Raw genomic sequence first — 24,429 nt, forward strand, 5'->3', positions numbered from 1 at the left:
CAAAAAGGGTGAGCAACTGAAACCTATTAACCTCATGATGCGGCCGAGGTTACGGCGGTTGCCCAACGCTATTTCTTTCTGCTTTTTCCGGTTGTTTGCAATTAAAATTCTACGTGCAGACGCATGGCCACCACGTGCACCGGCCCGCTGCGGTCGCGGTTGTAGGCCGGGTTCAGAATGAACTGGTAATCGGGGCTGATGGCGGCGTGGTAGCGGTGCAGGTCGATGCTGTAGTACACTTCGCCAATTTTCTCCAGCCCGTAGTTCAGCGCCCCGTCGCCTACCATGAAGCCGTAGCCGCCGGCCGCCAAGTACTCGCGGTGCTCGGGGCTGATGCCGTTGGCCACCACGGCCACGCCGAGGCGGTCGTCGGGCCGGTGCCAGCGGGCGCCGGTGCTCACTACACCCAGGCTGGCACTGTGGTCGATTTCGGTGAAGGCCCAGGTTTCATTGCGGCCGTCGTTGTAGCTCACGCGGGCAAACAGGCCCACGTTCTTGCTGATTTCCTGCTCTGCATTCAGGCCGAAGCCCACTTTGGTGTGGCCGTCACGGCGCACCAGTTCTAAGTCGGGCTGTTGGCCGGTGGCCTGGCCTAGCGCCGTGGCCGTGTGGTAGGTGGCCATGGGCGCCACGTTGCGGAAGCCCAGCAGGCGCACCGTGCCCTGCCGGTGGGCCAGTTTGTAGGTCTTGGTCAGCTCCAAGGTCTCAGCGTGCACCTGGCCGTAGCGGCCGTCCAGCTTGGGGCCATTGGCGTAGGTGGGCAGCTGCGCCGTGGCAAAGCGGGCACTGAAGGTGGGCGTCACGTACTCCAGCACGCCGCCCACGGTGTAGCCGCGGGTGTTGGCGGCGTAGTCCCAGGCCCCGGCGCTCATCAGGCTCCAGTTCATGAACTGCGTACGCGGGTCGTGCGAGTAGCTGTTCTGGTCGAAGAAGTCGGCCAGGCAGATTTTGCCCACGTTCAGCGCGATGTAATGGCGGGGCGTGGGGCCGGCCACCTGGTTGAAGTCGTCCACATCCTCGTCGGTTTCCGGGCTCAGGGCAAATACCTGGCGCACGTAGAGCCGGGCCAGGTACAGCACCGGGTCGGCCACGCCGATGCGGAAGGTTTCGCCATTCGGAAAGCCTGCAATGCCACGGGCGCTGCTCAAGCCGCTGCCGCCGGCCACCTCGGGGTTGAAGTATACCGCCGCGTTCTTCCATAGCCGCCGCCCGATGAAGAACGTGCTGGTCATCGAGAGCTTAGCCGATTCGCGGTCGGCCAGGCTGAAATCGCCAGCGTAGGGCGTGGTCAGGTCATTATGCCACTGGTCGATGAAGGTCTGCTGGAAGTGCAGGCTCCAGTTGTGCGACTCTTCGGCCGGCCGGCGCAGGGGCTCCTGAGCCGAGGCGGCATTGGGCGGTGTGGGCGGCGTGGTGGAACCCGCCGGAGTAATCTGGGCCAGCGCGGGGCCGGCGCCGAGCAGCAGCGCCCCGGCCAGCAGAGAGAAATGGAGTTTCAGAACCGAAAAACTTAAAAGCGAATAAATCAGCCCGAAAGTAGCCGCCGCGCAGATGTTGAAACCGTGAAGCTTACCCCGCCACCATAGTCGAGGCGGACCGGGCCGGCAGGCCGCAGCCGCCCGTGCGGTTGAGGTATTGCTTGCCCCAGTCCACCAGCTCGCCAAACAGCGGCTGCACGCGCTGCCCCTGCTCGGTCAGGGCATAGTCGACGCGCGGCGGCACAGTCTGGTGCACGGTGCGGGCCACGATGCCGTCCAGCTCCAGCTCGCGCAACTCCTGAATCAGCATCTTCTCCGTGATTTCGGGCATCAGCCGGCGCAGTTCGCCGTAGCGCCGGGGCTCGTCGAGCAGGTAAGAGAGGATGAGCAGCTTCCACTTGCCGCCCAGCACGTTGAGGGTGGTGCGCACAGGACAGGTCAGGTTGCGCTCGGCGTCGGCCGACGACCAGTAGGCTTCGGCCGTTTGCTGCTTGGTAAGTTTCGACATAAAATTATAGAGCTGATTGCCAACTATTTTTACTTTTGAGTAAGTACCTTACTTTTTCGTAGGTACTTGCGAAAAGCGAAGTTACACCTTCACCTTTGTATTGCCGCCGCGCAACGATGCCCCCGGCTTACGCTTTTGCTTTTATGTCTAAGAAAATCACCGTCCTTGGCGCCACCGGCAACATTGGTACCGCTCTCGTGCACACGCTGCTGCAACAAGGCCACCAGGTCACGGCTGTGTCGCGCCCCAGCGCCCGCCTCGACGCCCTGGCCCAGGCCGGCGCCACCATCAAAGCCGGCGACGCCCACGATGCCGCCTTCCTCACCGAGGCCCTGCGCGGAGCCGACGCCGCCTTCCTGATGATTCCGCCGAACGTGACCTCGCCCGACGTGCTGGGCTTTATGGACCAAATCGGCGAAGCCACCGCCCAGGCCGTGCGGGCTTCGGGCCTGAAGCAGGCCGTGCACCTGAGCAGCATCGGGGCCGACGAGCCGGCAGGCACCGGCCCCGTGGTAGGCCTGCACCGCCAAGAAGCTCGCCTCAATGCCATTGAGGGCTTGAGCGTGGTGCATCTGCGCCCGGCCTACTTCATGGAAAACCTGCTGGCCAACATTGGTATGATTCAGCACATGGGCATCACGGGCTCGGCCACGCGGCCCGACGCGGCGTTCCCGATGGTGGCCACCCGCGACATTGCCGCCAAAGCCGCCGAACTGCTGGCTGGCCCAACCGTGGCTAACCACGCCGTGCAGTACTTGCTGGGGCCCCGCAACTATACCCTGCCCGAGGCCACGGCCGCCATAGCCCAGGCCATTGGCCGGCCGGAGCTTCCTTATGTGCCCTTCTCCTACGAAGACGCCAAAAAAGGCATGGTGGGCGCCGGCCTCAGCGAGAACCAGGCTGACCTCTACGACGAGATGACGCGCAACATCAACGAAGGCCGGTCGATGGCCAACGGCCCGCGCGATGCCGCCAGCACCACGCCCACCACGCTGGAAGAATTCGCCCAAACGGTGTTTGCGCCGGCTTATAAGGCTGCGACGGCGTAAGGTGGGTATCTTTCTCGAGAGAGCGTTATGCTAAGCGCAAGCGAAGCATCCTCTGGGAGGGAATAAACAAATCGGTTGTCATCCTGAGCGCAGCGAAGGACCTTCTCACGTTAGAGCAATTTGGCGTGAAAAGGTCCTTCGCTGCGCTCAGGATGACAGATGACGTTATACTTCAACTGCGTTCGGCAGACATTCATTTTATCGGCCCAACTGCCTTTCCTCACCCCGCTCCCTACTTTTGCGCCATGCCTTTGCTTCACCACCTCGACCAGGGCCAGGGCCGCCCGCTGGTCATTCTCCACGGCCTGTTTGGCACCCTCGACAACTGGCAGAGCCTGGCCCGGCGCTGGGCTACCGAGGCCGGGCTGCGTGTGGTCAGCGTCGATTTGCGCAACCATGGCCGCTCTTTTCACTCTGATGAGCACACCTATGCCCTCATGGCGCAGGACGTGCTGGAGCTGTTCGACCACCTGCAGCTCGGACCCGATACCACCCTCATGGGCCATAGCATGGGCGGCAAAGTAGCCATGCGCTTCGCCCTCGACCACCCCGAGCGCCTCGCCCGCCTCGTCGTCATTGACATTGCTCCACGTTTCTCCAACATGGAGCATCAGGACGACATCGTGGCTGGCCTGCAAGCCGTCGACTTCAGCACCTGCACCAACCGGCAGGAAGCCGACGCCGCTTTGGCCAAGTACGTGCCCAACGTGGGCACCCGACAGTTTCTGTTGAAAAACCTGTACCGCCGCGAAGACAACACATTTGCTTGGCGCATCAACCTGCCCGTGCTGGCGGCTCAGCTAGCGGCTATTGGCGAAGAAACCATTGGCAAAGCGCCGTTTCTGAAACCGACGCTGTTCATCCGGGGCGGCAAGTCGGACTACATCACAGCCGAGGATAAACTGACCGGGATTCCGGCGCTGTTTCCGCACTCGCAAGTGGCTACGGTGGTTGATGCCGGGCACTGGGTACACGCCGAGAAGCCGGAGGAGATTTTTGAGATGGTGAAGGCGTTTGCGCTGAGCTGATGAGTACCCTCTTCCTTATTCCTACGCCGCTGGCCGATGATACGGCCCCGCAGGTGCTGCCGCCGCAGGTGGTAGCGGCCGTAGCGACCCTCCCCTACTTTCTGGTGGAAAACGTGCGCACGGCCTGCCGCTTCGTGAAAAGCGTGGCCCCGCATCGCGTGATTGAGGACATCCGCTTCGTCGTCATCGATAAAGACAGTTCGGAGGCCGAAGTGCGCGCCGCCCTGCTGCCTTTGCAAAAAGAAGGTATCGACGCGGGCATTCTCAGCGAAGCCGGCTGCCCCGGCATTGCCGACCCTGGGGCAGCGCTGGCGCGGGAGGCTCATCGGCAGGGACTGCGCGTGGTGCCGCTGGTGGGGCCGTCGTCGTTGCTGCTGGCCCTCATGGCTTCGGGGCTGAATGGGCAGCAGTTTGCCTTTCACGGGTATTTGCCCATCGAAAAAGCACCGCGCGCAGCAGCCATTAAGGCCCTGGAAAAGGAGGCTCAGCAGCGGCAGCAGTCTCAGTTGTTCATCGAGACACCCTATCGCAATGGGGCCTTGTTTGCCGATTTGCTGGCGCACTTGCAGCCTGGCACCCGCCTATGCGTGGCGGCTGATGTTACAGGCACGGGCGAGTTCATCAAAACGTTGACAATAGCTGACTGGCGCAAGCAGCCAGCGCCAGAGTTGCACAAGATTCCGACGGTGTTTGTGCTGGGGATGTAGCGCCCGTCTGTCATCCTGAGCAAAGCGAAGGACCTTCTCACGCCTGAACAACTTGTTCTAACGTGAGAAGGTTCTTCGCTTTGCTCAGGATGACAGATGCCGGGCCTACGATGCCCGCACCACAAAGCGCGGCTCAGCTACCGGTAGGTGCTCATCTGGGGCGGGCAGTACGGTTTCGCCGTGCTGGCTCAGGTCGAGGCCGTCGGCTTCGTGCAGAGCATTTACCCGAATGGGAATGAGCAGGTTGGTTAGCTTGTAGAGCAGGTAGGAGCCGCCAAAGGTGAAGATAGAAATGAAGGCCAGGGCACCGAGGTGCTTCAGTAGCAGCGTCCAGTCGCCAGTGGTGGCCAGACCGCCATCCTTGGCAAACACCGCCGTGAGAATCATGCCCACAATACCGCCCACGCCGTGGCAGGGGAAAACGTCGAGGGTGTCGTCGAGCGTGGTTTTGTTCTTTAAATCAACGGCGCCCGCGCTGATGGCGGCCGCCACCACGCCGATGAACAGCGCTGGGCCGTAGGTAATGTAGCCCGCCGCCGGGGTGATGGCCACCAGGCCCACCACCGCGCCAATGGCCGCACCGGCCGCCGAGGGCCGCTGCCCGCGCACGGCTTCAATCATCATCCAGGTAAGCATGGCAGCGGCCGAGGCCAGGTGGGTGGTCATAAAGGCCTGCACGGCCGTGGCGTTGGCGGCCAGCGCCGAACCGGCGTTGAAGCCAAACCAGCCAAACCACAGCAGGCCCGTGCCGATGAGGATGAATGGCACGTTGGGCGGCACGTGGGTGTGGCCTTCGAGGTGGGTGTGGCGGCGGCCCAGGGCTAATGCGCCCGCCAGCGCCGCGAAACCGGCCGAGATGTGTACCACCGTACCGCCCGCAAAATCGAGCACGCCCCACTTAAATAGGAAGCCGTCGGGGTGCCAGGTCCAGTGGGCCAGCGGGCAGTAGATGAGCAGGCTGAACAGGCACATGAACAGTAGGTAGCCCCAGAAGCGAATGCGCTCGGCAAAAGCGCCGCTAATGAGGGCTGGGGTGATGATGGCAAACTTCAGCTGAAAGGCGGCGAAGAGCACCAGCGGCAGGTTGGTGGCCAGCCGGGCGTGGGGCGCGGTGCCCACGTTATTAAACATGAAAAACGTGAGCGGATTGCCGATGACACCGCCAATGCTGTCGCCAAAGGCCAGCGAAAAGCCCACCACGTACCACAGCATCGAAATCACGCCCAGCGCGATGAAGCTCTGCAGCATGGTCGAAATGACGTTGCGCTTGCTCACCATGCCGCCGTAGAAAAAGGCCAGGCCGGGCGTCATCAGCAGCACAAGGCCCGAGGCCGAGAGCATCCAGGCCAGGTCGGCGGGGTTGAAGGCGTCGGGCTTGGCTTCGGGGTGGCTTTGGGGCAAAAAAGCGGCGAGGCCAGCCAATAACAGAATAAGACCCAGGCAGGCGGTTGCTAAGTATTGCTTGCGTGTCATAACCGGTGTGTTTTTCAAGGCAACTTCACGAAGTTAGTCACCAAAATTTTAAACACACCCTCGAATTGCATGGGCAAACTCATTAATTCAGTTATAATCTCTAAATACACCCCTAAATTTCAAGGTCCTATTCCATTTCAATAACAAACTGCGTACGGCCGCTAACTACTGTTTCAAGCCGGAACCGGAAACCGTGGGCCAGTAGTATGTCGCGCACCAACGTAAGGCCGATGCCCTGGCCGTCGCGCTTGGTACTGAAAAATGGCGTAAAAAGCCGTTGACTAATTTCCGGTGTCAAGCCGGGCCCGTCGTTTTGGATGACGATGGAAGTTGGCCGGCTCGTGGTGTGCACCCAAATGTTGCCATGGTTGCCAATAGCTTCAAGGGCATTCTTGGCGATGTTGAGCAAGGCTTGCTCCAGCTGTTGCGCATCTAAGGATAAGAAGAGCGGCGCGTCGGGAAAATCCAGGTGCCAGCGGATGTGCCGCTCCTCGCTCTGCGGCTGCAGCAGCCGGCAGATGCTGCGCAGCAGCGCGTGCAGGTCGGTAGGGCGCGGCGCGGGGGCAGGCAGCCGCACCAGGCGCGCAAAGCCGCCGATGAAGTTGGCCAGCTGAGTGTTGCGGGCAATGCTTACTTCCAGCGCTTGGGTGAAGTCGGGCCGGTCGTCGGGGTCGAGTTGGGGGGCGTAGTGCGTAAAGCTTTGCAGAATGGAGTTGATGGCACCGATAGAGTTGTTGATTTCGTGCGACATCATCCGAATCAGCTTGCCGTAGGCCTGCTTCTCCTGCTGCATCAGCTCCTGGGTTAGCTCCTCGAGCAAAATGAAGCGGCGCAGAAAGCCCCGGTCAAAAAAGTGCGCGGCGTGCACCCGGTAGGTTTGCAGGCCCGAAAGCTGCAGGGACTGGGGCTGGTTTTCGGCCAGCTCGGCTAGGGCTGGGCCCCAGGCGCCAGGCAGCTCGGCGGGCCGGCGCCCAAGCAGGCCGGCGGCCGGCTGGGCCAGGAAGCGCTCAGCGGCGGGGTTGGCGCTTTCGATGCGGCCTTCAAAATCGAGAATGAGCACGCCGGCCGGCGAGGCCTGGATGAGGCGTTCGAGCAGGAAGCTTTTCTCGTGCTGGCTCACCCGCTCGTGCCGCAGCTCGTCAATCATCTGGTTGTATACGTCGATGAGCTGGTCCATCTCGCGCTGGCCCACGGGCACAAACTTCATCGAGAAGTCCTTGGCTTGAATGGCCGCCGTGCCCGCCGCAATCAATTCAAACGGCCGCACAAAGCCGCGGTACAGCCGCACGGCCAGCGTAATGCTGGCTATGAGCAGGACTTCGCTGCCGAAAAACAGGTACAGATTGGTGGTGCGTAGCTGCCACGCCAGGGCAATGAGCACGACGTGAATGAGCGTGACGAAAAGCAGGAACTGAAGGCGTAGGGACATATTATATCAAAGTCGGCGACGATAAAAGAACGTCATGCTGAGCGAAGTCGAAGCATCTCGCGCGGAGTAGTAACCCAATCGTAGCAACGACTTTGATTACTGCCGCACGCGAGATGCTTCGACTTCGCTCAGCATGACGTTCTGCTTTGTTCTGTTCTGAGGTTAGCCCCGCTTATTCGTCGTACGGAATGCCGTGCTTCTCAAACCGGCGGTACAGGGCGCCCCGGCTCAGGCCCAGCGCCTTGGCCACGCGGCTGATGTTGCCATCGTAGTGCGCCAGGCTCTGCCGTATCATCTGGGCTTCCAGCTCATCGAGGGTCATGGTACCGGGGGTGGGCAGCTCGCCGGGCGCGGGGGCACGGGCGGGCAGGCGTTGGGCGTTGGCCTGGAAATCCTCAGGGCTCAGCTCGTCTTTGCCGCTGACGAGCACGGCGCGCTCCACCAGGTTTTTCAATTCGCGGATGTTGCCCGGCAAGGGCTGCTCGCGCAGCCAGTGCAGGGCGCGGGTGCCCACCTTCAGGGCGGGGCGGCGGTAGGTGGCGCGCAGCTGGTCGATGAAGTGCTGGGCTAGGAGCGGAATGTCGGTGGCGCGCTCGCGAAGGGCGGGCAGGCGCACGGTTATCAGGTTGATGCGGTAGAAAAGGTCTTCGCGGAAGCGGCCTTGCTGCACCATCTCGGCCAGGTTGCGGTTGGTGGCGGCAATGACGCGGATGTCGAGCCGGCGCGGCTTGCTGTCGCCCAGCACCTCGTAAGTGCGGTCTTGCAGCACGCGCAGCAGCTTCACCTGCGAAGCCAGCTCCAGCTCGCCGATTTCATCGAGGAAGATGGTGCCGCCGTTGGCCAACTCGAAGCGGCCTACGCGGTCGGTTTTGGCATCGGTGAAGGCGCCGCGGCGGTGGCCAAACATCTCGCTTTCAAACAAGCTGCTGGAAATTCCGCCCAGGTTCACCTTCACAAAAGGCTGGTTTTTCCGCTGGCTGTTGCGGTGGATAGCCTCGGCAATCAATTCCTTGCCGGTGCCGCTTTCGCCCTCGATGAGCACCGAGGCGTCGGTGGCGGCCACCTGGCCCACGTTGCGCAGCACATGCAGCAGCTGCTCGTCGTGGCCGATGATGTCGGCGAAGCGGTATTGCTTGTCCAGCTGGCGGCGGTTGGCGGCGGGTCCCTCGGCGGTGTCGGGCGTGGCTTCCTGCACAGCCAGCACGGTGCGAATGGTTTGGAGCAGGGCGTCGTTGTGCCAGGGTTTGGTCACAAACTCGGCCGCACCGGCCTTCATGCCCTCCACTGCCAGGCTAATGCTGCCCCAGCCGGTGATGAGGATGACGGGCACCTGCGGGGCCAGCTGCTTCACCTCGCGCAGCAGGGCCAGGCCGTCCTCGCCGGTGGTAGCCAGCGAGTAGTTCATGTCCATCAGCACGAGGCGAGGCGGAGCTTCGCGCACGGCGGCCAGCGCTTCGGTGGGCGTGGCCGCGGCCTGCGCGGCGTAGCCGGCCTGCTTGAGCAGCAGCTTGAGCGAGGTGCGAACGGCGAGGTCATCGTCGACGATGAGAAACATGCTTGCAGAAAGGAAGGAGATGAATAGAAAGGAACCCGCGGGCCCGGCTGGCCGGGCCCGCGGGCAAAGAAGTGAGGCTTAGCGCCCCTTCACGCTGCCACCGCTGCTGGTGTGCTTCGTCACCTGCGGCGAGCCACTGTAGCGCACGTCGCCGCCGCTGCTGGCGTTGGCTACCAGCTTGTCTTGCACGGCCACGGCCACCGTGCCGCCGCTGGAGGCATGGGCGTCGCAGGTGGCCGCCTGCACATCCTGGCCCTTGAACACGCCGCCGCTGGAGGCATGCACCGTCAGGCTTTGCACCTTGCCGCCGAGGCTGGCCACGGCGCCGCTGCTTACGCTGGCACTCACGTTATTGCCCGTGAAGCTGGGGGCCGAAACGACGGCACCCGACGACGCCTCTAGGGTAAAATTGCCGGTGGCGTACTCATTTTTCACTTCCACCCGCGAGCCGCTGCTGGCCTCGATGCCCGTGAGGGGAGCGGCCACAATGCTCACCCGCAGGTTTTTCGGGCGGTTGTCTTTGTTCCAGCTTTCGTTCAGCTTGTGCTCGAAGCTCACCCGGAGCACGCCGTCGCTCACGTCGGTTTTGAGGCGGTTGAGAAACTCTTCATTGTCGGCGCTGGCTTCCACGCGCTGGGTGCTGCCCGAAACGAGGGTCACCTGCACGCCATCGGACACTTTGAGGGCACTAAAGGCGCCCACCATGCGCACTTCCGGGGCAGTTTGGGCCAGTGCCGGCACGAAAGCCAACAGCCAGAAGAGCGCGGGGAAAAGTAAGTTTTTCATAACAAGCACAGAAAAAGGTGAAGAAAACAACTGGGTTCAATCTGCTAGATGCACCGCAAGTAGCCGAGGTTGCCCAGGGAGTACAAGCGACATCTTATTCTTCCCGCAGCGCCACCGCCGGCTGAATGGCAGCCGCCAGCCGGCTGGGCTGCCACGCGCACAAGGCCGTGATGAGGTAGACCGCGCCGGCCGCTGCCGCGATGGCCAGCAGGTAGGGCTGCACGGGTAGGTCGAAGGCGTGGAGCAGCGGGAACTGCGCCGCCAGCAGCCCGCCCAGTACCACGCCAAAGGTCGTGACTACCATCATTTCGCCCAAAAACTGCCAGCCGATGCCGGCGCCCGTAGCGCCCATGGCCCGGCGCAGCCCAATCTCGGCCCGGCGCTGGCTGATGTTGTACCACAGCACTCCAAACAAGCCCAGCGCCACGTTGATAATCAGGAACAAGCCCATGAGGCACAGCCCCACTACCGGCACCAGCGTGAACAAGCGGCGGTGCTGGCGGTCGTCTTCCATTACGCGCACTTCGGTGCTCCATTGGCGCGTGACGCCGGCCACGGTGCGGGCTATTTTTTCCTGCAACACGCCACCCTGGCCCGGGGCCACGCGCACCAGCACAGCGGCCGTCTCCCAGTGGGTGGTGTCGTAGGGGATGAGGCGCTTCCAGACCGAGGGAATGGCCGCTGAGAAGTCGCTCTCCATCCGCACGTTGTCCACCACGCCCACCACCTGAAATTCGTCTTCGGGCTTGGTGACTTTGCCGGGGATGTTATAGGTAAAGATTTTGCCCAGCGCCGGCTCGTCGCCGAACAGATACTGGCGCATGTCTTCGCTGATAACCACGGGGCGGTGGTGGGTACCGTCGTCGGCCGGCCGGAACCAGCGGCCCTCGCGCAGGTGCAGGCGCAGGGCCTCGGCGTAGTGGTCGTCGGCGTCGTAGGTGTTGGCGAAGGGCGTTGTCCGGCCCTTGTAGGTAAAATCCGAGTTATTGGTGTTGAAGGTAAAGGGTAGGTTGCCGCTGGTCAGGGCCACGGTTTGCACGCCGGGCAGGGCTTTCACCTGGCGTAGCACGTCGTCGAGTTCGGCGCGGGGCATCTTCTGGCCTTGCTGGGCGCGCACCAGCAGGCGCCACACCTGCGTGGACTCGAAGCCCTGCGGGGCCAGGTAGTTTTTGCCCACGGTGATGAGCACCGCCCCCACCCCAAACAGCACCACGAACGAAAAAAAGACTTCGGAAATCAGCAGCAGGTTGGCCCGCTTACGGTTCCAGATGAGGGTAAAAAGATGGCGAAGCATGGTAATCAGGAATTAAAAGGAATGAATCAAAACGTCATGCTGAGCGAAGCCGAAGCATCTCTACCGGTTCGTTGCTTCGATTGAGTTAGTCTTGAGGTAGAGATGCTTCGGCCTCGCTCAGCATGACGCTCTCTCCCCCTTCTTGCATCTTACTTCTGTTCGCCCGCGCCGCGCAGGGCAGCTACGGGATTCAGGCGCGACATTTTCCAGGCCGGGTACACGCCGCTCATCAGGCCGAAAACCAGCGTGAGCACCATGCCCCAGCCAAACACACTCCAACTCAGCGCAAAATGTGCATAGGCAATAGGATGCGCCTCGTTTACAATAGCCAGGGCGCCGGCGGCCAGGCCCAGGCCCAGCAGCCCGCCTACCAGGGCCAGCACCAGGTTCTCGACCAGAAACTGCCCTACTAAATCGGCACCGGCCGCGCCGAAGGCCTTACGCACCCCAATCTCGCCCGAGCGCTCCAAGATGCGCGTCACGTTCAGGTTCACCAGGTTCAGCACCGGCAGCAGCATAAACAGCAAGGCCAGCCCGCCCACCAGCGCGTAGAACTTGGTGAGTTGGTCGTTTTGCAGACTGGGCTCGTTGCCCAAAAATGCCCGGGTGAAGCCCGGCACGATGGGGTCGGCATAAGAATAGATGGCCTTTACCTCTTTGGGTTGCGGAATCGGTATCTGCCTCATCATCTGCTGGTATTCAGCGCTCACCGCTGGCACGTCCGCCGCCGAGGGCGCCAGCAGCACCACCAGGAACTCGCCGCTCAAGCGGGTATCTTTAATGTACTGCGGGCTCAGGGTATAGGGCACCCACACATCGGCGTAGGCGTATATCTGGGCGGCCGACACGTTGCGCACCACCCCGGCCACGCGGTAGCGCTTTAGGTCGATTTCGATGGTGCGCCCCACCACGTCGGTGGTGCCAAAGTAGGCCCGGGCCGTGGCCTCGTTGATGACGCACACGTGCTGCGCCTGCGCCACCTCGGCGCCCGTGAAGGCCCGCCCACCCAGGAAGTCATAGTCCATGATTTGCCAGAAATTACCGTCCGTATAAGCCATGTCCAGCGGCAGCAATTTGCTCTTGGTGAAAGCCGTCGCATTGGCCGACACTGTGGTGACGCCCACCTTCTCAGGCGTTTTGAGCTTGCGCACGTAATCGTCCACAAAGTGCACGCTCGCGGGTTGGCTCATCCAGCCGTGCCCGTCCGTCATCTGGTGGCGGATGGTGTTCACAAACAGCATCCGGTCAATGCGCTTCAGCGGCGCAGCGGCCCCCACCGCATGGTCGAAGATGGCCATCACCACCAGCAGAATCATCAGCGTGAAGCTCACGCCAAACAAGCTGATAAAGGTGAAGAACTTGCGGCGCATGAGCACTTTCCAGGCAATTTTCAGGTAAGAACGAAGCATGGCGGAGCAGGAGAAAGCGAGGAGTGGAATTGCAGAAGAAAGTAGGTGGGCCGGCTAGGCGCGGCCGGCGGCCGGAGCGGTGCCGGCCGGTGGGCGAGCACCGCCCCCAAAGCGGCCAGCAGCAGGCCCAAGGTCCAGCGTTGCGGGTTCATTGTTTTAGTAAGTTAGCTTACCTGGCTGCCATCGAAGAACCGGATGACGCGCTCGGTCTTCAGCGCTTGCTGCTCGTCGTGGGTCACCATCACCACGGTCACGCCATCGCGGCGGTTCAGGTCCAGCAGCAGGTCCATGATTTCCTCGCCCATCACCGAGTCGAGGTTGCCGGTGGGCTCGTCGGCCAGTATGATTTCGGGGCCGCCGGCCAGGGCCCGGGCAATGGCCACGCGCTGCCGCTGCCCGCCCGAGAGCTGGCCCGGGAAGTGCGCCGTGCGGGCGCTCAGCCCCACCTTGTCGAGGGCCTGCAGCGCCCGCTGGCGGCGCTCCTTGCCGCTCATGCCCTTGCGGTAAAGCAGCGGCACCTCCACGTTATCCACCACCGAAAGGTCATTTATCAGGTGGTAGCTCTGGAAAACGAAGCCGATTTTCAGATTGCGCAGGTTGGCCAGTTCCTTATCGGTGTATGCCGTTACCGGGCGGCCGTCTACCTCAATGGTGCCGCTGGTGGGCTCATCGAGCAAGCCCATCAGGCTGAGTAAGGTCGATTTGCCGCAGCCGCTCGGCCCCATGATGGACACGAACTCGCCCCGGTTGATGGTCAGCGTCACCTGGTTCAGCGCCACCGTTTCGATGGTCTTCGTCTGGTACACCTTTTCGATGTTGGTGAGCCGGAGCACGGGGGCAGCCCCGTTCAGCGGCGCGACCGGCGACGTGCGGGCTTCGGGCGAGTTGGCAAGCAGGTTTTCCATGAGAAAAAAGGTAAGAAAAGCGTGTAGTGAAGCAACGGTTAGCGGTTGGCGGCGAGGATAGGCGCCTGTTTTTCAAAATCATACAGCGTCAGCGCCCGCAGGCGGTAGAAAGCCACCCAGCCGGCCCGTAGCGCGAAAATGTAGCCGCGCCGCGCCCCATCCTTCGCGGCCGAGGCCAAGGTTAGGTCCGTCAGGCTGATGCGGCCCAGCAGGTAAGTGGCGCGGGCAATGTCGTAGCGGCGCTGGGCCAGCGAATCGGCCCGCCCGGCCAGGCGCAGTTGCTCGCTGAGGGCCGCCGCTTGGCTGGCCTGCGTCAGCACGGCCTGCTCGAAGCTGCGCTCTTCCTGCGCCACGGTGCGCTGAGCTTGGTCGCGGTTCAGCTCGGCGGTTTTGATGATGGACTGGCGGCGGCCCCAATCCACCAGCGGCAGGCTGAACGCCAGGCGCACCTGTTGCTGGTTTTGCAGGTTGAAGTAGGTGTTGCCCAGCGTGGTGGCCTGGTTCACGTAGCCCAGGTTGGCCGTGAGGGCCGCCTGAAAGCCGGTGGTGCCGTGCGCCTGCGCCACGGTGCGCTCGGCCTCCAGCAGCCGGCGGCGGAAGGCCAGGGTGGCGCTGCGGTTCTGGCGGGCTTGCTCCAGGGCCAGCGTGGGCAGCACGGTGGGTTGCGGGGCCGGCGTGGGGACGGCCAGCGCCGGTGCCTCGGTGCCGGGCAGGCCGGTGTAGGCCTGCAAGGCCACGGTGGCGTTCTGGGCATCGAGTTGGGCCTGCGTCTGGGCCTGGCGGGCATCCAGCACGTTCAGTTCCAGCTGCAGCAAGTCGCTCTGCGATAAGCGACCCAGCCGAAACCGCTCCTGGCCTATGCGCAGCAGCTCGGCGGTAGCTTGGGCGTTTTGGCGGGCCACGTCGGCGTTCACCTGTTGCAGCAGCACGTCGAAGTACAGTTCCGTCACGCGCTGGGCAATGGTTTCGCGTTCCTCCACATACTGGCGCTGGCTTTCCTGGTAGCGCAGCGGCTCGATGGCGCGGGCCCACCGCAAGCCGTTGAACTGCCCCAGCGGCTGGGTGATGCCAATGGTAAACGGCTGGTTGTTGTAGCGCCGCTGCCCGCCGTTGAAATCATCGAACCGCTGCACCACCGAGCCCACGTACACTTGCCCGCCGGTCAGGCCCAGGTTCTGGCTCAAAGTCAGACCCAAATCGGAGTTGTTGATGCGTACCGACTCGAAGCTGGTGGTGCCGTCGGGCTGCACCACGGGCGTAATCACGCGGTTGAAATTGGGTACCGTGCCGGTCAGGCCCAGCTGCGGTCGGTAGTTGGCCTGGTAGCCGCGCCAGGCCCAAAAGCTGGTTTCGCGGCTGGTCACGGCCTGCTGGCCGGGAGCGGAGTGGTTGAGGGCCTGGGTAATTACTTCTTCTAAAGTGAGCGGGGTTTGCGCAGCGACGGGAAGAACTAGCAGTAGCAGAAACCCAAACGTTAGCCAACGGCGTGGGCGTGGCGCCTCACCCCCCGGCCCCCTCTCCGATGGAGAGGGGGAGCCTGACGTCTTCACGTCTTCAGCTTTTTTGCAGTGGAAAGGTGAGAAAAGCATGTTATTGAATTTGAGCAACTCTAAATTTTAACTGGTCCCCCAGGCGGGATGAGGCGCCTCGCCCGGGCCATTGGTTCCAGCCGCTTCGTTAGTCCCGTAGCGTTAGCTCGGGCGTGTCCAGGTGGTCTTTCATGTCCGATACCACAATCTCCTCCCCTGCCCGCAGGCCGCCCACAATCTGCACGTAGTCGAAGTTGCTGTCGCCGAAGCGCACCGTGCGGCGCACCACTTTCCCATCGGTCAGCACAAACACCGGCTGCTCCTTGCCGCCCGTGTAGTAGGGGCCGTTTTTCACGCGCAGCACGCCGTGGTGGGCGCGCGTCACCACAAATACGTCGGCCCGCAGGTTGGGCCGCAGGGCCGGGTGGTGCGGGTTGTTCAACTGCGCATAAAACGTCACCACGCCCTTTTCCACGGCCGGGCTGATGCTGGCCACCGTGCCGCGCAGGTCGGTGTCGTTGATGCGCACCACCACCGAGTCGCCGGGGTGCAGCTGGTCGGCATACGAGTCCGAGATGGTGGCCCGCACCCGAAAGCTGCTCAGGTCAGCCACACGGGCCAGGGCATCGCCGGCCTGCACGGTGCTGCCCAGGTTGTCGTTCACCCAGGTGAGCACGCCCGCCTGCTGGCTGCTGACGTTGGCCTGCCGCAGCTTGGTGGCCAGCTCCGAAATGCTACGCTGCTGCATCGACACGGTGTAACCCAATTCCCGCACATCGGCCGCGTTGGAGCGCTGCTGGGTCTGAATCTGGCGGGCCAGGCGCTGGGCTTCCAGCTGGGCCACGGTCAGGTTCAGCTCGGCCTGGCGCACGTTCTCAGCGGTACCGCCGCCTATTTTCAGCAACTGCTGCTCGTCGCGCAGGGCCGATTGCAGGCTGCGCACTTTCACGGCCTGCACCTGGGCCTGGGCGCGCAGGTCGTTGAGGCTGCGCTCTAGGTTGAGCTGCAGCTGGGAGTTCTTGTTCTGGTTGCGCAGCTGCTCGTCGTCGAGCTTGGCCAGGGCCGAATGGGCCAGCTCCTTGTCCAGCTCCAAGATGGTTTCGCCCGGCTTCACCGGCGTGCCTACGGCCACGGCCACCCGCCGGATGGTGCTCTGAATGGGGCTGGTAAGCACTGCCTCCCGGCCGGGAATGATAGTGCCAGCAGCGGTGATGGCGGCTTCTACGTTTCCGGTTTCCACGGTGGCCGTCAGCAGGTCGCCGCGGCGCAGGCTGGGCTTGAGCACGGTGCGAAAGGCCAGCACCACCCCCGCCCCCAGCACCAGCAGGCCGGCTACCAGCAGCCAGCGGCGGCGCTTGCGTTGGGTTTGCGTAGAAGCGGCAATAGCTCTGTCCATTTTCGTGCAGAAATCAGGAGGGTTTCTACATAGAAGGCCAAGCGGTGTGCCATTTTTATAAAATGCTTTATATCATTATTTTACCCACAAATTCAAATATTCGTGCATTAAAAAAGGTGTCCATTTATGAACACCTTGCTTTTAAGCGGACACTCGGCACAAAGCCAGAACTGTGGGCGGCGCTTGGTTTTGCCTGGACGTTGAATGTCTTATGCACGACTCGTTCAACGGCGGGCGAGGCAAGCCCCCGCCCTTACTTCATTAAATCGTGAAGCCACACTATCAGCTTGTCACTGCCGTGCGGCTCTTCTGCGGCTTGGGTTTCTTGTGCCGGCGGCCCCACCACAGCACGGTGCCCGTCACCGGTAAGCTGGCCGCAACCAGACTGGCCAGGAAGGCCACAATTTTGCCGCCCAATCCCAGAATTTGCCCTGTGTGCAGGTCGTAGTTCATCTCCGAGAGCTTGCCGCCGTTGCTCAATCCGGCGTGCATCCGCGCCTGCAGTACCTGCCCCGATACCGGGTGAAAAGCGTACTCGTCGCGGTGATAATAGTGCAAAGCCTTCTGGTATGCCCAGCACTGCGCGGGGTCTTTGCCATTGCTGGCCGGCCCAACAATCATCATCTCCGCGCCCGGCGAACGACGTCGCACGGTTTCGTAAACCACGTCGGGCAGGGGCTGCGCGGCCGCTGTCACCGCTTGCAGGGTATCCACTTTAGCCACCGCTTTTTCCTGCGGGTAGGTCCGGCCGCCGTTGGCCACCAACATGGCCGAATCGAGCAAAGCCGGGAAAACCATGAACAAGCCTGTGAGGGCCAGCAGCCCGGCCACGCTGGCCGCATAGAATCCCAACACGTTGTGCAAGTCGTAGTTGACGCGCCGCCAGCGGGCACCCCACTTGATGGTGAAGCGCTGGCGGCGCTCCTGCTTGCGCTTGGGCCACCACAGCACCAGCCCCGTGCCCAGCATCAGCAGAAAGATGATGACGCTGCCGCCCACCACCCAATGCGCCACCGCATCGGGCAGCAGCAAGGTCATGTGAATGGCTTGCACGATGCTAAAGAAATGGTAGCGCAGGTCCTGCTCTTGCAGCACCCGCCCGGTGTAGGGGTTCAGGTACACCTGCGTGGGCACCCCAGTCGGGTCGGTGAAAAAAACCGTGGCCGAGCGCTCAGCTCCGAAATAAGTCACCCACGTGGTTTCCTTCTTCACGCCCGGGTGCTGCGCCAGCGCCGACGCCTGCAGCTGCGAAGGCCGCAGTTGCGCCGCTGCCGAAGCTTCCACCTTACGCCAAGGCTCAGTCAGGTCCCGGATTTCATCCTGAAAGGTGAAAATGGCTCCCGTCAAGCTCACGATGAACACCACTAGCCCCGAGGCCAGCCCCAGCCAGAGGTGCACCTTGCCAACGGCTTGCTTGAGGGTCATGGGATGAGGTGTTGGTTGAAGAAAGTTACAGAAAGAAGGACATCGTGCCGAGCGCAGTCGAAGCACCTCGCGGGCAGCGGTTGCCATGCTGGCGGAGGAATCATCCTAGCAACGTCGAATGAGTAGTTCTGCCCTAAAAAGATGTTACAGTTCAACACGACAAGCGGCGCGGCAGCGAAGGTTCGGCTGCGCTCAGCACAACGTTTCCTTAGTGGCCAATCATTAGAACTTGTACGCCACACTGCCCACGATGCTGCGCAGCTTCTGCGGGTTCATGGTGGTGTAGCCGGTCCAGTATTGCTTGTCGGTCAGGTTGTCGACCTTGGCCGACATGCGGTACTTGGGCTGGTCGTAGAAGATGCTGGCGTTGAGCACCGTGTAGCTGGGCAGCGTGAACACGTTGGTAGTCGTGTTCTGCACGCGGTTTTCGCTGGCGTAGTTGCCGCCGAAGCCCAGGCCCAGGCCCTGCAGGGCGCCGGTGGGCTGGCGGTAGCTCAGCCAGGCGTTGGCCACCACGGGCGAGGAAGCGTTGTTGGGCCGGCGGCCGTTCACGGTTTCGTCCCGCGTTTCGAGCTTGGAGTCGTTGTAGCCGAAGCCAGCCACCACGTTGAAACCCCGCACCGGGTTGGCAACAAGGCTCACGTCCACGCCCTTGCTGCGCTGGTTGGCGTCCTGCACGTCGATGGACCGATAAGCAAAGTTGGGGTTGTAGCCCACGTTGCGCAGCCGGTCCTTCACATAAATGTCGTAGTAGCTCACCGTGGCGCTGAGGCGGCCGCCGGCAGCATCCAGCTTCACGCCGGCCTCCCACTGGTTGGCGCGCTCCGGCCGGGCCAGCGGAAAGGTTTCCTCGGGGGTCAGGTACACACCCAGATTGGTGAAGCTGTTCTGGTAGTTGGCAAACAGCGCCACCCGGTCTTTCACCGGCTGAAACACCACCCCGAACTTCGGCGACAGCAGCGTTTGGGTGTAAGCCTCGACCGGCGAATAAAACAAGCCGCCCTTGCTATCAATGTAGTCGAGGCGCAGGGCGGCCAGCACGGTCAGCCGTTCGGTCAGGTTCAGCACATCGGAGGCAAAGACGCTGTAGGTGTTCGACTTCACATTGACGATGTAGCGGCCCGGCGCCTGGGCGGCGTACCGCGCGGCCACCACCGGGCCGTTGAAAGCACGCAAGGTGGCCTCGTTGGCATTCAAGGAAATGGTGTCAATGTTGCCACCCAAAAAGTTGATTTGCGGGTCGATGCGCAGATAATCGAGCCCCAGCACCACCCGGTTGCGCAGCCCCCCCAGCTGAAAGTCGCCGTTGAACAGCTGCTGCACCTCAAACAGCGTGCGGCGGCTGTTGCCGGTCGATTGGTCGGCGCGCACCAGCCGGTCGGAGGCAGCGGTGCCCGTTCCCGGTATCAGGTAGAAATACGGGCCGTTGCCGTTCGAGAAGCTGTGGCTGCTGGTCAGGTAAGTGGTCGAGGTGAAGGCCGGCGAAATGCGGTACTGCACCTGCCCAAACAGGTTGGTGCTGCGCGAGTCCTGCACCAGCCCCGGCCCCGTGTACGACTGCCGGTAATCGAGCGGTGCCTTGTCGGCCCGGTCGAAGCCCAGCGCCGCCGACGGATAATAGAAGAAAAACATTGGCTTGCCCGTACCCGTGCCCTTGTAAATCTCAGCGTCCAGGTTCACCGTCAGGCGCTCGGAGGGGCGCCATTGCAGGCTCGGGGCCACGGCCAGGTTCTTGCTGAAGCCGGTATAGCCGCGGGTTTGGTAGCTGTCTTCGTAGGTGTAGGCCGTGTTCAGGCGGAAGGCCAGGGCTTTGGGCTGGGTGGCGGGCGCGTTGGTGTCCACCAGGTTCACGTCGGCGCTCACGCGGTGGAAGGCGTAGCTGCCGCCGGCCACCGTCAGCTCGCCGCCGAAAGTATCGAGCGGCTTCTTGGTCACGCGGTTTACCAGTCCGCCATAGGAGGTGAGTGCGCCGCCAAACAGCGTGCCCGACGGACCCTTGATGACTTCCAGCTTCTCGAGGTTCACGGCGTCGATGTCGCTGGTCACGTTGCCGGCCACACCATTGCGCAGCTGGCTGCTCACGATGAAGCCCCGGCTGCTATAGAAGCCGCCGCCGTCGCCGCCGCGGCCGGTGGCGTCCCACATTTTTTGCAGGCCCGGCACGTTGCGCGTCGCGTCATCAGCCGTGAACACCAGTTGCTCGGTTAGCAATTCCTTGCCAACCGTGGCGTACACCTGCGGGTTTTCGAGGTTTTTGAGCGGCATTTTGGCCACGTACTCACTGCTGGGCCGGTTAAATTTATTGGTGCGAGCCCCCTGCACAATCACCTCTTGCAGCTCGGCTGCGCTTTCGGTCAGCCGGAAATCCAGGGTAGCGCGCTGGCCGGCCATCACAGTCACCTCTTGCTGCGCTGCTTTCAGCCCCACCGCCGATACGGCTACCGTGTAAGTGCCTGCCGGCACGTTGCCGATGCTGAACTGGCCCCGGCTATCGGTCAGGGCACCGAAGGTTTGGCCCTGCACCCCTACCGACACTGCTTCCACCGGCTCACCGTCGGTAGTGGTAACCCGACCGCGAATGCTGCCGGTGCCCTGGGCTTGAGCTACACCGTTTGCCAAAGCAAACCAGCTCAATAATAATATGATAGCAAATTGAAAGTTGAAAAGCCTTGGAACGTTCATGCGAATTGTCTTGCAAATGATGCTGCAAAACAACGGCAGAGAGCCGGCAAATCCTACGTTATTTAGACAAATTCTAAATAAACTTTGTCAGCATTAAGAACAAAGCCATTAACTACTTCAGTATTTGATATACTATGAAAGCTGCTGCATAGGCCAGGCCAGTCATGTACAGCAGCTGGGCCAGCGGCCAGCGCCAGCTCTTGGTTTCACGGTACGTCACGGCCAGCGTGCTCATGCACTGCATGGCAAACACGTAGAACACCAGCAGCGAAAACGCCCGCGCCGGCGTGAAAAACGGTTGCCCGCTGGCATCACGCTCGGCACTCAGCTTCTCTTGCAGCGTGCCCATGTCCGCATCCTGCCCCACGCTGTAGATGGTTGATATTGTGCCCACAAACACTTCCCGCGCCGCAAACGAGGTGAGCAGCGCAATGCCGATTTTCCAGTCGTAGCCCAGCGGCCGGATGGCCGGCTCCAGCGCGCGCCCAAAAGAGCCCGCGTAGGAGTTTTCCAGCCGGGCCGAGGCCACGCGGCGACTGGTTTCGGCTTCGTCCCATTTCTGTGTTGGGGCTTCCTGGCGCACCTGGGCTTCGGCCGTTTCCTGGCGGTTACCGGGGCCGTAGCTGGCCAGCACCCACAGCAGCACCGAGATGGCCACAATCACCCGGCCGGCCTGAAGCACAAAGGCCTGCACTTTCTGGTAGATGGTGAGGCCCACGTTTTTCCAGCGCGGCCACTGGTACACCGGAAACTCCATGATGAAGTAGCTCCGCTCACGAGCCTTCAGCACCGTTTTCAGCACCCAGGCCGAGGTTAGGGCCGAGAACAAGCCCAGCAGGTACAGCCCCATCAGGGCCACGCCGCGCAGGTTGAAAATGCCCCAGGCGGCCTGGTCGGGCACCACCAGCGCCACCAGCACCGTGTATACCGGAATGCGGGCCGAGCACGACATCAGCGGCGTCACGAAGATGGTTATCATCCGGTCCTTCCAGCTCTCAATGGTGCGCGCACCCATGATGGCCGGCACCGCGCAGGCCAGCCCCGAAATCAACGGCACTACGCTCTTGCCGCTCAGCCCGAATGGACGCATCAGCTTGTCCATCAAAAAAGTAACGCGGGCCATGTAACCCGTTTCCTCCAGCACCGCCAGAAAACCGAAGAGCAAGGCAATCTGTGGAATGAAGATGAGCACGCCGCCCAGGCCGGCCAGCACGCCCTCCGTCAGCAGCCGGACGAGTGGGCCGTGGAAGTTCTCCTGAATAGTGGCGCTCAGGGCCGAGATGCCCTGGTCTATCCAGTCCATAGGGTACTGCGCCCAGGCAAAAATGGCCTGAAACAGCAGGAACAGGATGCCCAGAAAAATCAGGTAGCCGCCCACGCGGTGCGTCAGCACCTTGTCGATGCGGTTGCTCACCGGCTCGCGGATTTCGGTGCGTGTCACCGTCACCGTTTCTAGCAGGATTTCGTTGATTCGGGCGTAGCGGGCAATGGTTTCAGCCGCCTGCTGCGCCGTGGCATCGAAGCCGTATTTCTGCGTCAGCTCCTGAATGTGCGCCTTTTCGTCGGCGCTCAGGAAGCCAATCTGCCGGAACTGCTGGGCGTAGTGCAGCGCCAGGTAGTCGTTGTGCAGGTTGAAGTAGTAGCGAATCTGGCGCACCAGCGGCAGCAACTCCTCGGTCGGTTCCCAGCAGCGCACCGGCGGGGCATCCAGCCGCTGGGCCATCACAATCTTGAGGGCCGCCACGCCAATGCCCTTCCGGGCATTCATCGGAATAATGGGTACGCCCAATTCCTGCTCCAGCGCCTGCAGGTCAATGTTCACGCCGTGGCGCTCGGCAACGTCCATCATATTCAGGGCTAGCACCGCCGGCAGCCCCAGGTCGCCGAGTTGCGTGAACAGCAGCAGGCTGCGGCGCAGGTTATTGGCGTCCACCGTCACCACCACAAAATCGGGGTAGTTATCGGCGCCTTTATCGTAAAGCAGGTCGGTTATTACCTTCTCGTCCAGGCTCTTGGGGTAGAGCGAGTAGGTGCCCGGCAGGTCAATAATCTCAGCTCGTTGGGTGGCCGTGAGCTGCGACACCCCGGTTTTGCGGTCCACCGTCACGCCGGGGAAGTTGCCCACCTTCTGGTTGAGGCCGGTGAGTTGGTTGAAAAGCGACGTTTTGCCGCTATTCGGGTTGCCAATCAGGGCAATGCGGACTGGGCGTGCGGCGGCCGTGGCGGCCACCTGGCCGTCGGCTACCTCCGCCGGATTGCTCATCGTTGCCGCCATTCTTTGTCGTTAGTCCTTCAGCATAATCGTGGCGGCCTCGCTGGCCCGCACCGATAGCGTGTACTCCTGGTCGCCTAGCACCAGCATCAGCGGGTCGCCAAGGGGCGCACGGCCGCTCAGGCGCACCTGCACGCCGGGGATGCAGCCCATTTCCAGCAGCTTCAAGGCCATTTCGGGGTCTTCGAGGCAGCAGATGGTACCCGTTTCGCCCAGACGCAGGTCTTGGGCCGAGCGCCGGGAGCCAGCGGCAGCCGTGGGTTTGGGGGCAGAACGACGGAAAAGAGCCACGGGTGGGAAGGGCGTTAGTACTTATTTAGAAACAATACAAACAAAGGTACGACTGCAAAAGCTTCTCGACTTACAACATTTTTTCTTCGTCGTTCAAAGGGCGGCCAGCACGTTCTTTTTAGGTCATTCAAGCTCCAGCTTTAAGGGAATGGTTGTATGTGCTGAATATTTCTAATAACTTTCCGCCCTCTAATTTGTAATTTTGTCCGTTCTATCACGCATCCTATGTCCTTACGCCTACTTCTATTAGCATTATTTATAGCTGCTTTTACCACATCCAGCTGGGCCCAGCAAGTTCAGATTAAGGGTGTAATTGTGGACAAAGACACCAAGGAGCCGCTGCCTTTTTCTTCGATAGGCCTGAAAAACGAGCAAATCGGAGCCCTCAGCAACGAGCACGGCATCTTCATTGTGCCGGCACCCACGCAAAACACGGCCGACTCGTTGGTGGTAGTGGCGCTGGGCTACGCCCGCCGGGCCGTGCTGGTGAAAAAGGGCGTGGCCCTGACCAACCTCACCATCGAGGTGCCCAAGCGGGCCGTCGAGCTGGGTAACGTGACGGTGAAGGGTGGCAAGGTGAAAAACCTGGGCCTCGGCGCCAAATCCGACAACCCGGGCGAGGGCATGATTCAGGGCCTGCCGGGCAGCCAGTATGCTTTTTTCGTCAAGAATGAAAAGAAGAAAAAGCTAGGCAACGTGCGGACGGTGTCGTTCTACATCGGCGAAAACGGCTTTCCGCGCGAGCCCTTCCGCGTGCGCCTCTACAAGGCTGATGGTAACTACAACGCCCCCAACACCGACCTGCTCACCGAAAACGTCGTCGTGTCGGCCCCGCAGGGCGGGCAGTGGTACACCGTCGACCTGACGCCCTACAACATCAGCGCGCCGGAGGAAGGCTTCTTCGTGGCCATGGAATGGGTGGTGAGCGGCGACAAGTTTTTCGCCACCAACTTCATGGACGACTATACGCCCTACGGCCAGATTATGCGCCCCACCTTTGAATTTAAAGAAAGCCGCACCTGGAACTACTCCATTGGCAAGGGCTGGAGCCTTATCACTGCCTCCAACGGGCAGGGCCTGCGCTACAACGCCATGATTAAGGCTGAGGTGGACATGATTAAGTAGTCCGAACCGCAGATTCTGCAGATTGAACGGATTTCACAGATTCATTGCTGCGCTGTTCGGGTCATTCTAGCTTTGCAAAAGTCATAAA

The 24,429-nt window shown here is 61.9% G+C and carries 19 protein-coding genes; 4 read left to right on the forward strand and 15 right to left on the reverse strand.

The window, feature by feature from the left end:
* Positions 1 to 101: 101 nt before the first annotated feature.
* Together I2I01_RS14280 and I2I01_RS14285 are read right to left on the reverse strand one after the other, a co-directional pair.
* Positions 102 to 1,664 (reverse strand): carbohydrate porin, encoded by a 1,563-nt coding sequence (locus I2I01_RS14280; RefSeq protein WP_196287156.1) that lies wholly within the window; start codon positions 1,662 to 1,664, stop codon positions 102 to 104.
* Positions 1,570 to 1,986: a winged helix-turn-helix transcriptional regulator gene (locus tag I2I01_RS14285; protein ID WP_196287157.1), complete on the reverse strand. Its 417-nt coding sequence runs from the start codon at positions 1,984 to 1,986 to the stop codon at positions 1,570 to 1,572. The genes I2I01_RS14280 and I2I01_RS14285 overlap by 95 nt, the downstream gene beginning before the upstream one ends.
* Before the next feature lie 143 nt (positions 1,987 to 2,129).
* On the opposite strand from I2I01_RS14285, the gene I2I01_RS14290 reads away from it, so the two are divergent.
* The 3 genes from I2I01_RS14290 (at position 2,130) to I2I01_RS14300 (ending at position 4,770) form a co-directional block, all read left to right on the forward strand.
* Positions 2,130 to 3,035 carry an NmrA family NAD(P)-binding protein gene (locus I2I01_RS14290; RefSeq protein ID WP_196287158.1) on the forward strand — a complete coding sequence of 302 codons (906 nt, stop codon included), beginning with the start codon at positions 2,130 to 2,132 and terminating at the stop codon, positions 3,033 to 3,035.
* 245 nt (positions 3,036 to 3,280) lie between these two features.
* Positions 3,281 to 4,063, forward strand: coding sequence for an alpha/beta fold hydrolase (locus I2I01_RS14295; protein ID WP_196287159.1), 783 nt, complete (start codon positions 3,281 to 3,283; stop codon positions 4,061 to 4,063).
* Complete coding sequence (locus tag I2I01_RS14300) at positions 4,063 to 4,770, forward strand: SAM-dependent methyltransferase (protein WP_196287160.1); 708 nt, start codon at positions 4,063 to 4,065, stop codon at positions 4,768 to 4,770. Before I2I01_RS14295 ends, I2I01_RS14300 begins: the two co-directional genes overlap by 1 nt.
* A 105-nt stretch (positions 4,771 to 4,875) precedes the next feature.
* Here the strand turns inward: I2I01_RS14300 and I2I01_RS14305 are convergent, their stop codons facing one another.
* The 13 genes from I2I01_RS14305 to I2I01_RS14365 all read right to left on the reverse strand — a co-directional run bounded on the left by I2I01_RS14305 (position 4,876) and on the right by I2I01_RS14365 (position 23,216).
* Positions 4,876 to 6,243, reverse strand: coding sequence for an ammonium transporter (locus I2I01_RS14305; protein ID WP_196287161.1), 1,368 nt, complete (start codon positions 6,241 to 6,243; stop codon positions 4,876 to 4,878).
* 127 nt (positions 6,244 to 6,370) lie between these two features.
* Positions 6,371 to 7,672, reverse strand: a complete 1,302-nt coding sequence (locus tag I2I01_RS14310) for a sensor histidine kinase (protein ID WP_196287162.1) — start codon at positions 7,670 to 7,672, stop codon at positions 6,371 to 6,373.
* Positions 7,673 to 7,844: 172 nt separating this feature from the next.
* The gene (locus tag I2I01_RS14315; protein ID WP_196287163.1) at positions 7,845 to 9,227 is read right to left on the reverse strand and encodes a sigma-54-dependent transcriptional regulator; all 1,383 of its coding nucleotides are present in this window, start codon (positions 9,225 to 9,227) and stop codon (positions 7,845 to 7,847) included.
* A 78-nt stretch (positions 9,228 to 9,305) separates the two neighbouring features.
* Positions 9,306 to 10,013, reverse strand: a complete 708-nt coding sequence (locus I2I01_RS14320) for a head GIN domain-containing protein (protein ID WP_196287164.1) — start codon at positions 10,011 to 10,013, stop codon at positions 9,306 to 9,308.
* Between the two features lie 94 nt (positions 10,014 to 10,107).
* Complete coding sequence (locus I2I01_RS14325; protein WP_196287165.1) at positions 10,108 to 11,307, reverse strand: ABC transporter permease; 1,200 nt, start codon at positions 11,305 to 11,307, stop codon at positions 10,108 to 10,110.
* A 149-nt stretch (positions 11,308 to 11,456) separates the two neighbouring features.
* Positions 11,457 to 12,716: an ABC transporter permease gene (locus I2I01_RS14330; RefSeq protein WP_196287166.1), complete on the reverse strand. Its 1,260-nt coding sequence runs from the start codon at positions 12,714 to 12,716 to the stop codon at positions 11,457 to 11,459.
* Positions 12,717 to 12,880: 164 nt separating this feature from the next.
* Complete coding sequence (locus I2I01_RS14335) at positions 12,881 to 13,549, reverse strand: ABC transporter ATP-binding protein (RefSeq protein WP_196287590.1); 669 nt, start codon at positions 13,547 to 13,549, stop codon at positions 12,881 to 12,883.
* Positions 13,550 to 13,659: 110 nt separating this feature from the next.
* Positions 13,660 to 14,985, reverse strand: coding sequence for a TolC family protein (locus tag I2I01_RS14340; protein ID WP_317196893.1), 1,326 nt, complete (start codon positions 14,983 to 14,985; stop codon positions 13,660 to 13,662).
* A 313-nt stretch (positions 14,986 to 15,298) separates the two neighbouring features.
* Positions 15,299 to 16,546, reverse strand: a complete 1,248-nt coding sequence (locus I2I01_RS14345; RefSeq protein ID WP_196287168.1) for an efflux RND transporter periplasmic adaptor subunit — start codon at positions 16,544 to 16,546, stop codon at positions 15,299 to 15,301.
* A gap of 282 nt (positions 16,547 to 16,828) precedes the next feature.
* Complete coding sequence (locus tag I2I01_RS14350; protein WP_196287169.1) at positions 16,829 to 17,971, reverse strand: PepSY-associated TM helix domain-containing protein; 1,143 nt, start codon at positions 17,969 to 17,971, stop codon at positions 16,829 to 16,831.
* Positions 17,972 to 18,193: 222 nt separating this feature from the next.
* Positions 18,194 to 20,590: a TonB-dependent receptor gene (locus I2I01_RS14355; RefSeq protein ID WP_211537960.1), complete on the reverse strand. Its 2,397-nt coding sequence runs from the start codon at positions 20,588 to 20,590 to the stop codon at positions 18,194 to 18,196.
* Between the two features lie 175 nt (positions 20,591 to 20,765).
* Complete coding sequence (gene feoB, locus I2I01_RS14360; RefSeq protein ID WP_196287171.1) at positions 20,766 to 22,928, reverse strand: ferrous iron transport protein B; 2,163 nt, start codon at positions 22,926 to 22,928, stop codon at positions 20,766 to 20,768.
* A 9-nt stretch (positions 22,929 to 22,937) separates the two neighbouring features.
* Entirely contained in the window at positions 22,938 to 23,216 is a 279-nt protein-coding gene (locus I2I01_RS14365) for a FeoA family protein (RefSeq protein ID WP_196287172.1), read from the reverse strand.
* 225 nt (positions 23,217 to 23,441) lie between these two features.
* Here I2I01_RS14365 and I2I01_RS14370 point away from each other — a divergent pair, with 225 nt between their 5' ends.
* Entirely contained in the window at positions 23,442 to 24,341 is a 900-nt protein-coding gene (locus I2I01_RS14370; protein ID WP_196287173.1) for a carboxypeptidase-like regulatory domain-containing protein, read from the forward strand.
* Positions 24,342 to 24,429 lie beyond the last annotated feature (88 nt).

The sequence above is a fragment of the Hymenobacter properus genome (assembly GCF_015694735.1).
In the GTDB taxonomy this organism is placed as follows: Bacteria; Bacteroidota; Bacteroidia; order Cytophagales; family Hymenobacteraceae; genus Hymenobacter; species Hymenobacter properus.

Excerpts from the sequence above, each read along its gene's own strand:
- I2I01_RS14285 (WP_196287157.1), bottom strand. The coding sequence starts at position 1,986 with ATGTCGAAACTTACCAAGCAGCAAACGGCCGAAGCCTACTGGTCGTCG.
- I2I01_RS14290 (WP_196287158.1), top strand. The coding sequence starts at position 2,130 with ATGTCTAAGAAAATCACCGTCCTTGGCGCCACCGGCAACATTGGTACC.
- I2I01_RS14295 (WP_196287159.1), top strand. The coding sequence starts at position 3,281 with ATGCCTTTGCTTCACCACCTCGACCAGGGCCAGGGCCGCCCGCTGGTC.
- I2I01_RS14300 (WP_196287160.1), top strand. The coding sequence starts at position 4,063 with ATGAGTACCCTCTTCCTTATTCCTACGCCGCTGGCCGATGATACGGCC.
- I2I01_RS14305 (WP_196287161.1), bottom strand. The coding sequence starts at position 6,243 with ATGACACGCAAGCAATACTTAGCAACCGCCTGCCTGGGTCTTATTCTG.
- I2I01_RS14310 (WP_196287162.1), bottom strand. The coding sequence starts at position 7,672 with ATGTCCCTACGCCTTCAGTTCCTGCTTTTCGTCACGCTCATTCACGTC.
- I2I01_RS14315 (WP_196287163.1), bottom strand. The coding sequence starts at position 9,227 with ATGTTTCTCATCGTCGACGATGACCTCGCCGTTCGCACCTCGCTCAAG.
- I2I01_RS14320 (WP_196287164.1), bottom strand. The coding sequence starts at position 10,013 with ATGAAAAACTTACTTTTCCCCGCGCTCTTCTGGCTGTTGGCTTTCGTG.
- I2I01_RS14325 (WP_196287165.1), bottom strand. The coding sequence starts at position 11,307 with ATGCTTCGCCATCTTTTTACCCTCATCTGGAACCGTAAGCGGGCCAAC.
- I2I01_RS14330 (WP_196287166.1), bottom strand. The coding sequence starts at position 12,716 with ATGCTTCGTTCTTACCTGAAAATTGCCTGGAAAGTGCTCATGCGCCGC.
- I2I01_RS14345 (WP_196287168.1), bottom strand. The coding sequence starts at position 16,546 with ATGGACAGAGCTATTGCCGCTTCTACGCAAACCCAACGCAAGCGCCGC.
- I2I01_RS14350 (WP_196287169.1), bottom strand. The coding sequence starts at position 17,971 with ATGACCCTCAAGCAAGCCGTTGGCAAGGTGCACCTCTGGCTGGGGCTG.
- feoB (WP_196287171.1), bottom strand. The coding sequence starts at position 22,928 with ATGGCGGCAACGATGAGCAATCCGGCGGAGGTAGCCGACGGCCAGGTG.
- I2I01_RS14370 (WP_196287173.1), top strand. The coding sequence starts at position 23,442 with ATGTCCTTACGCCTACTTCTATTAGCATTATTTATAGCTGCTTTTACC.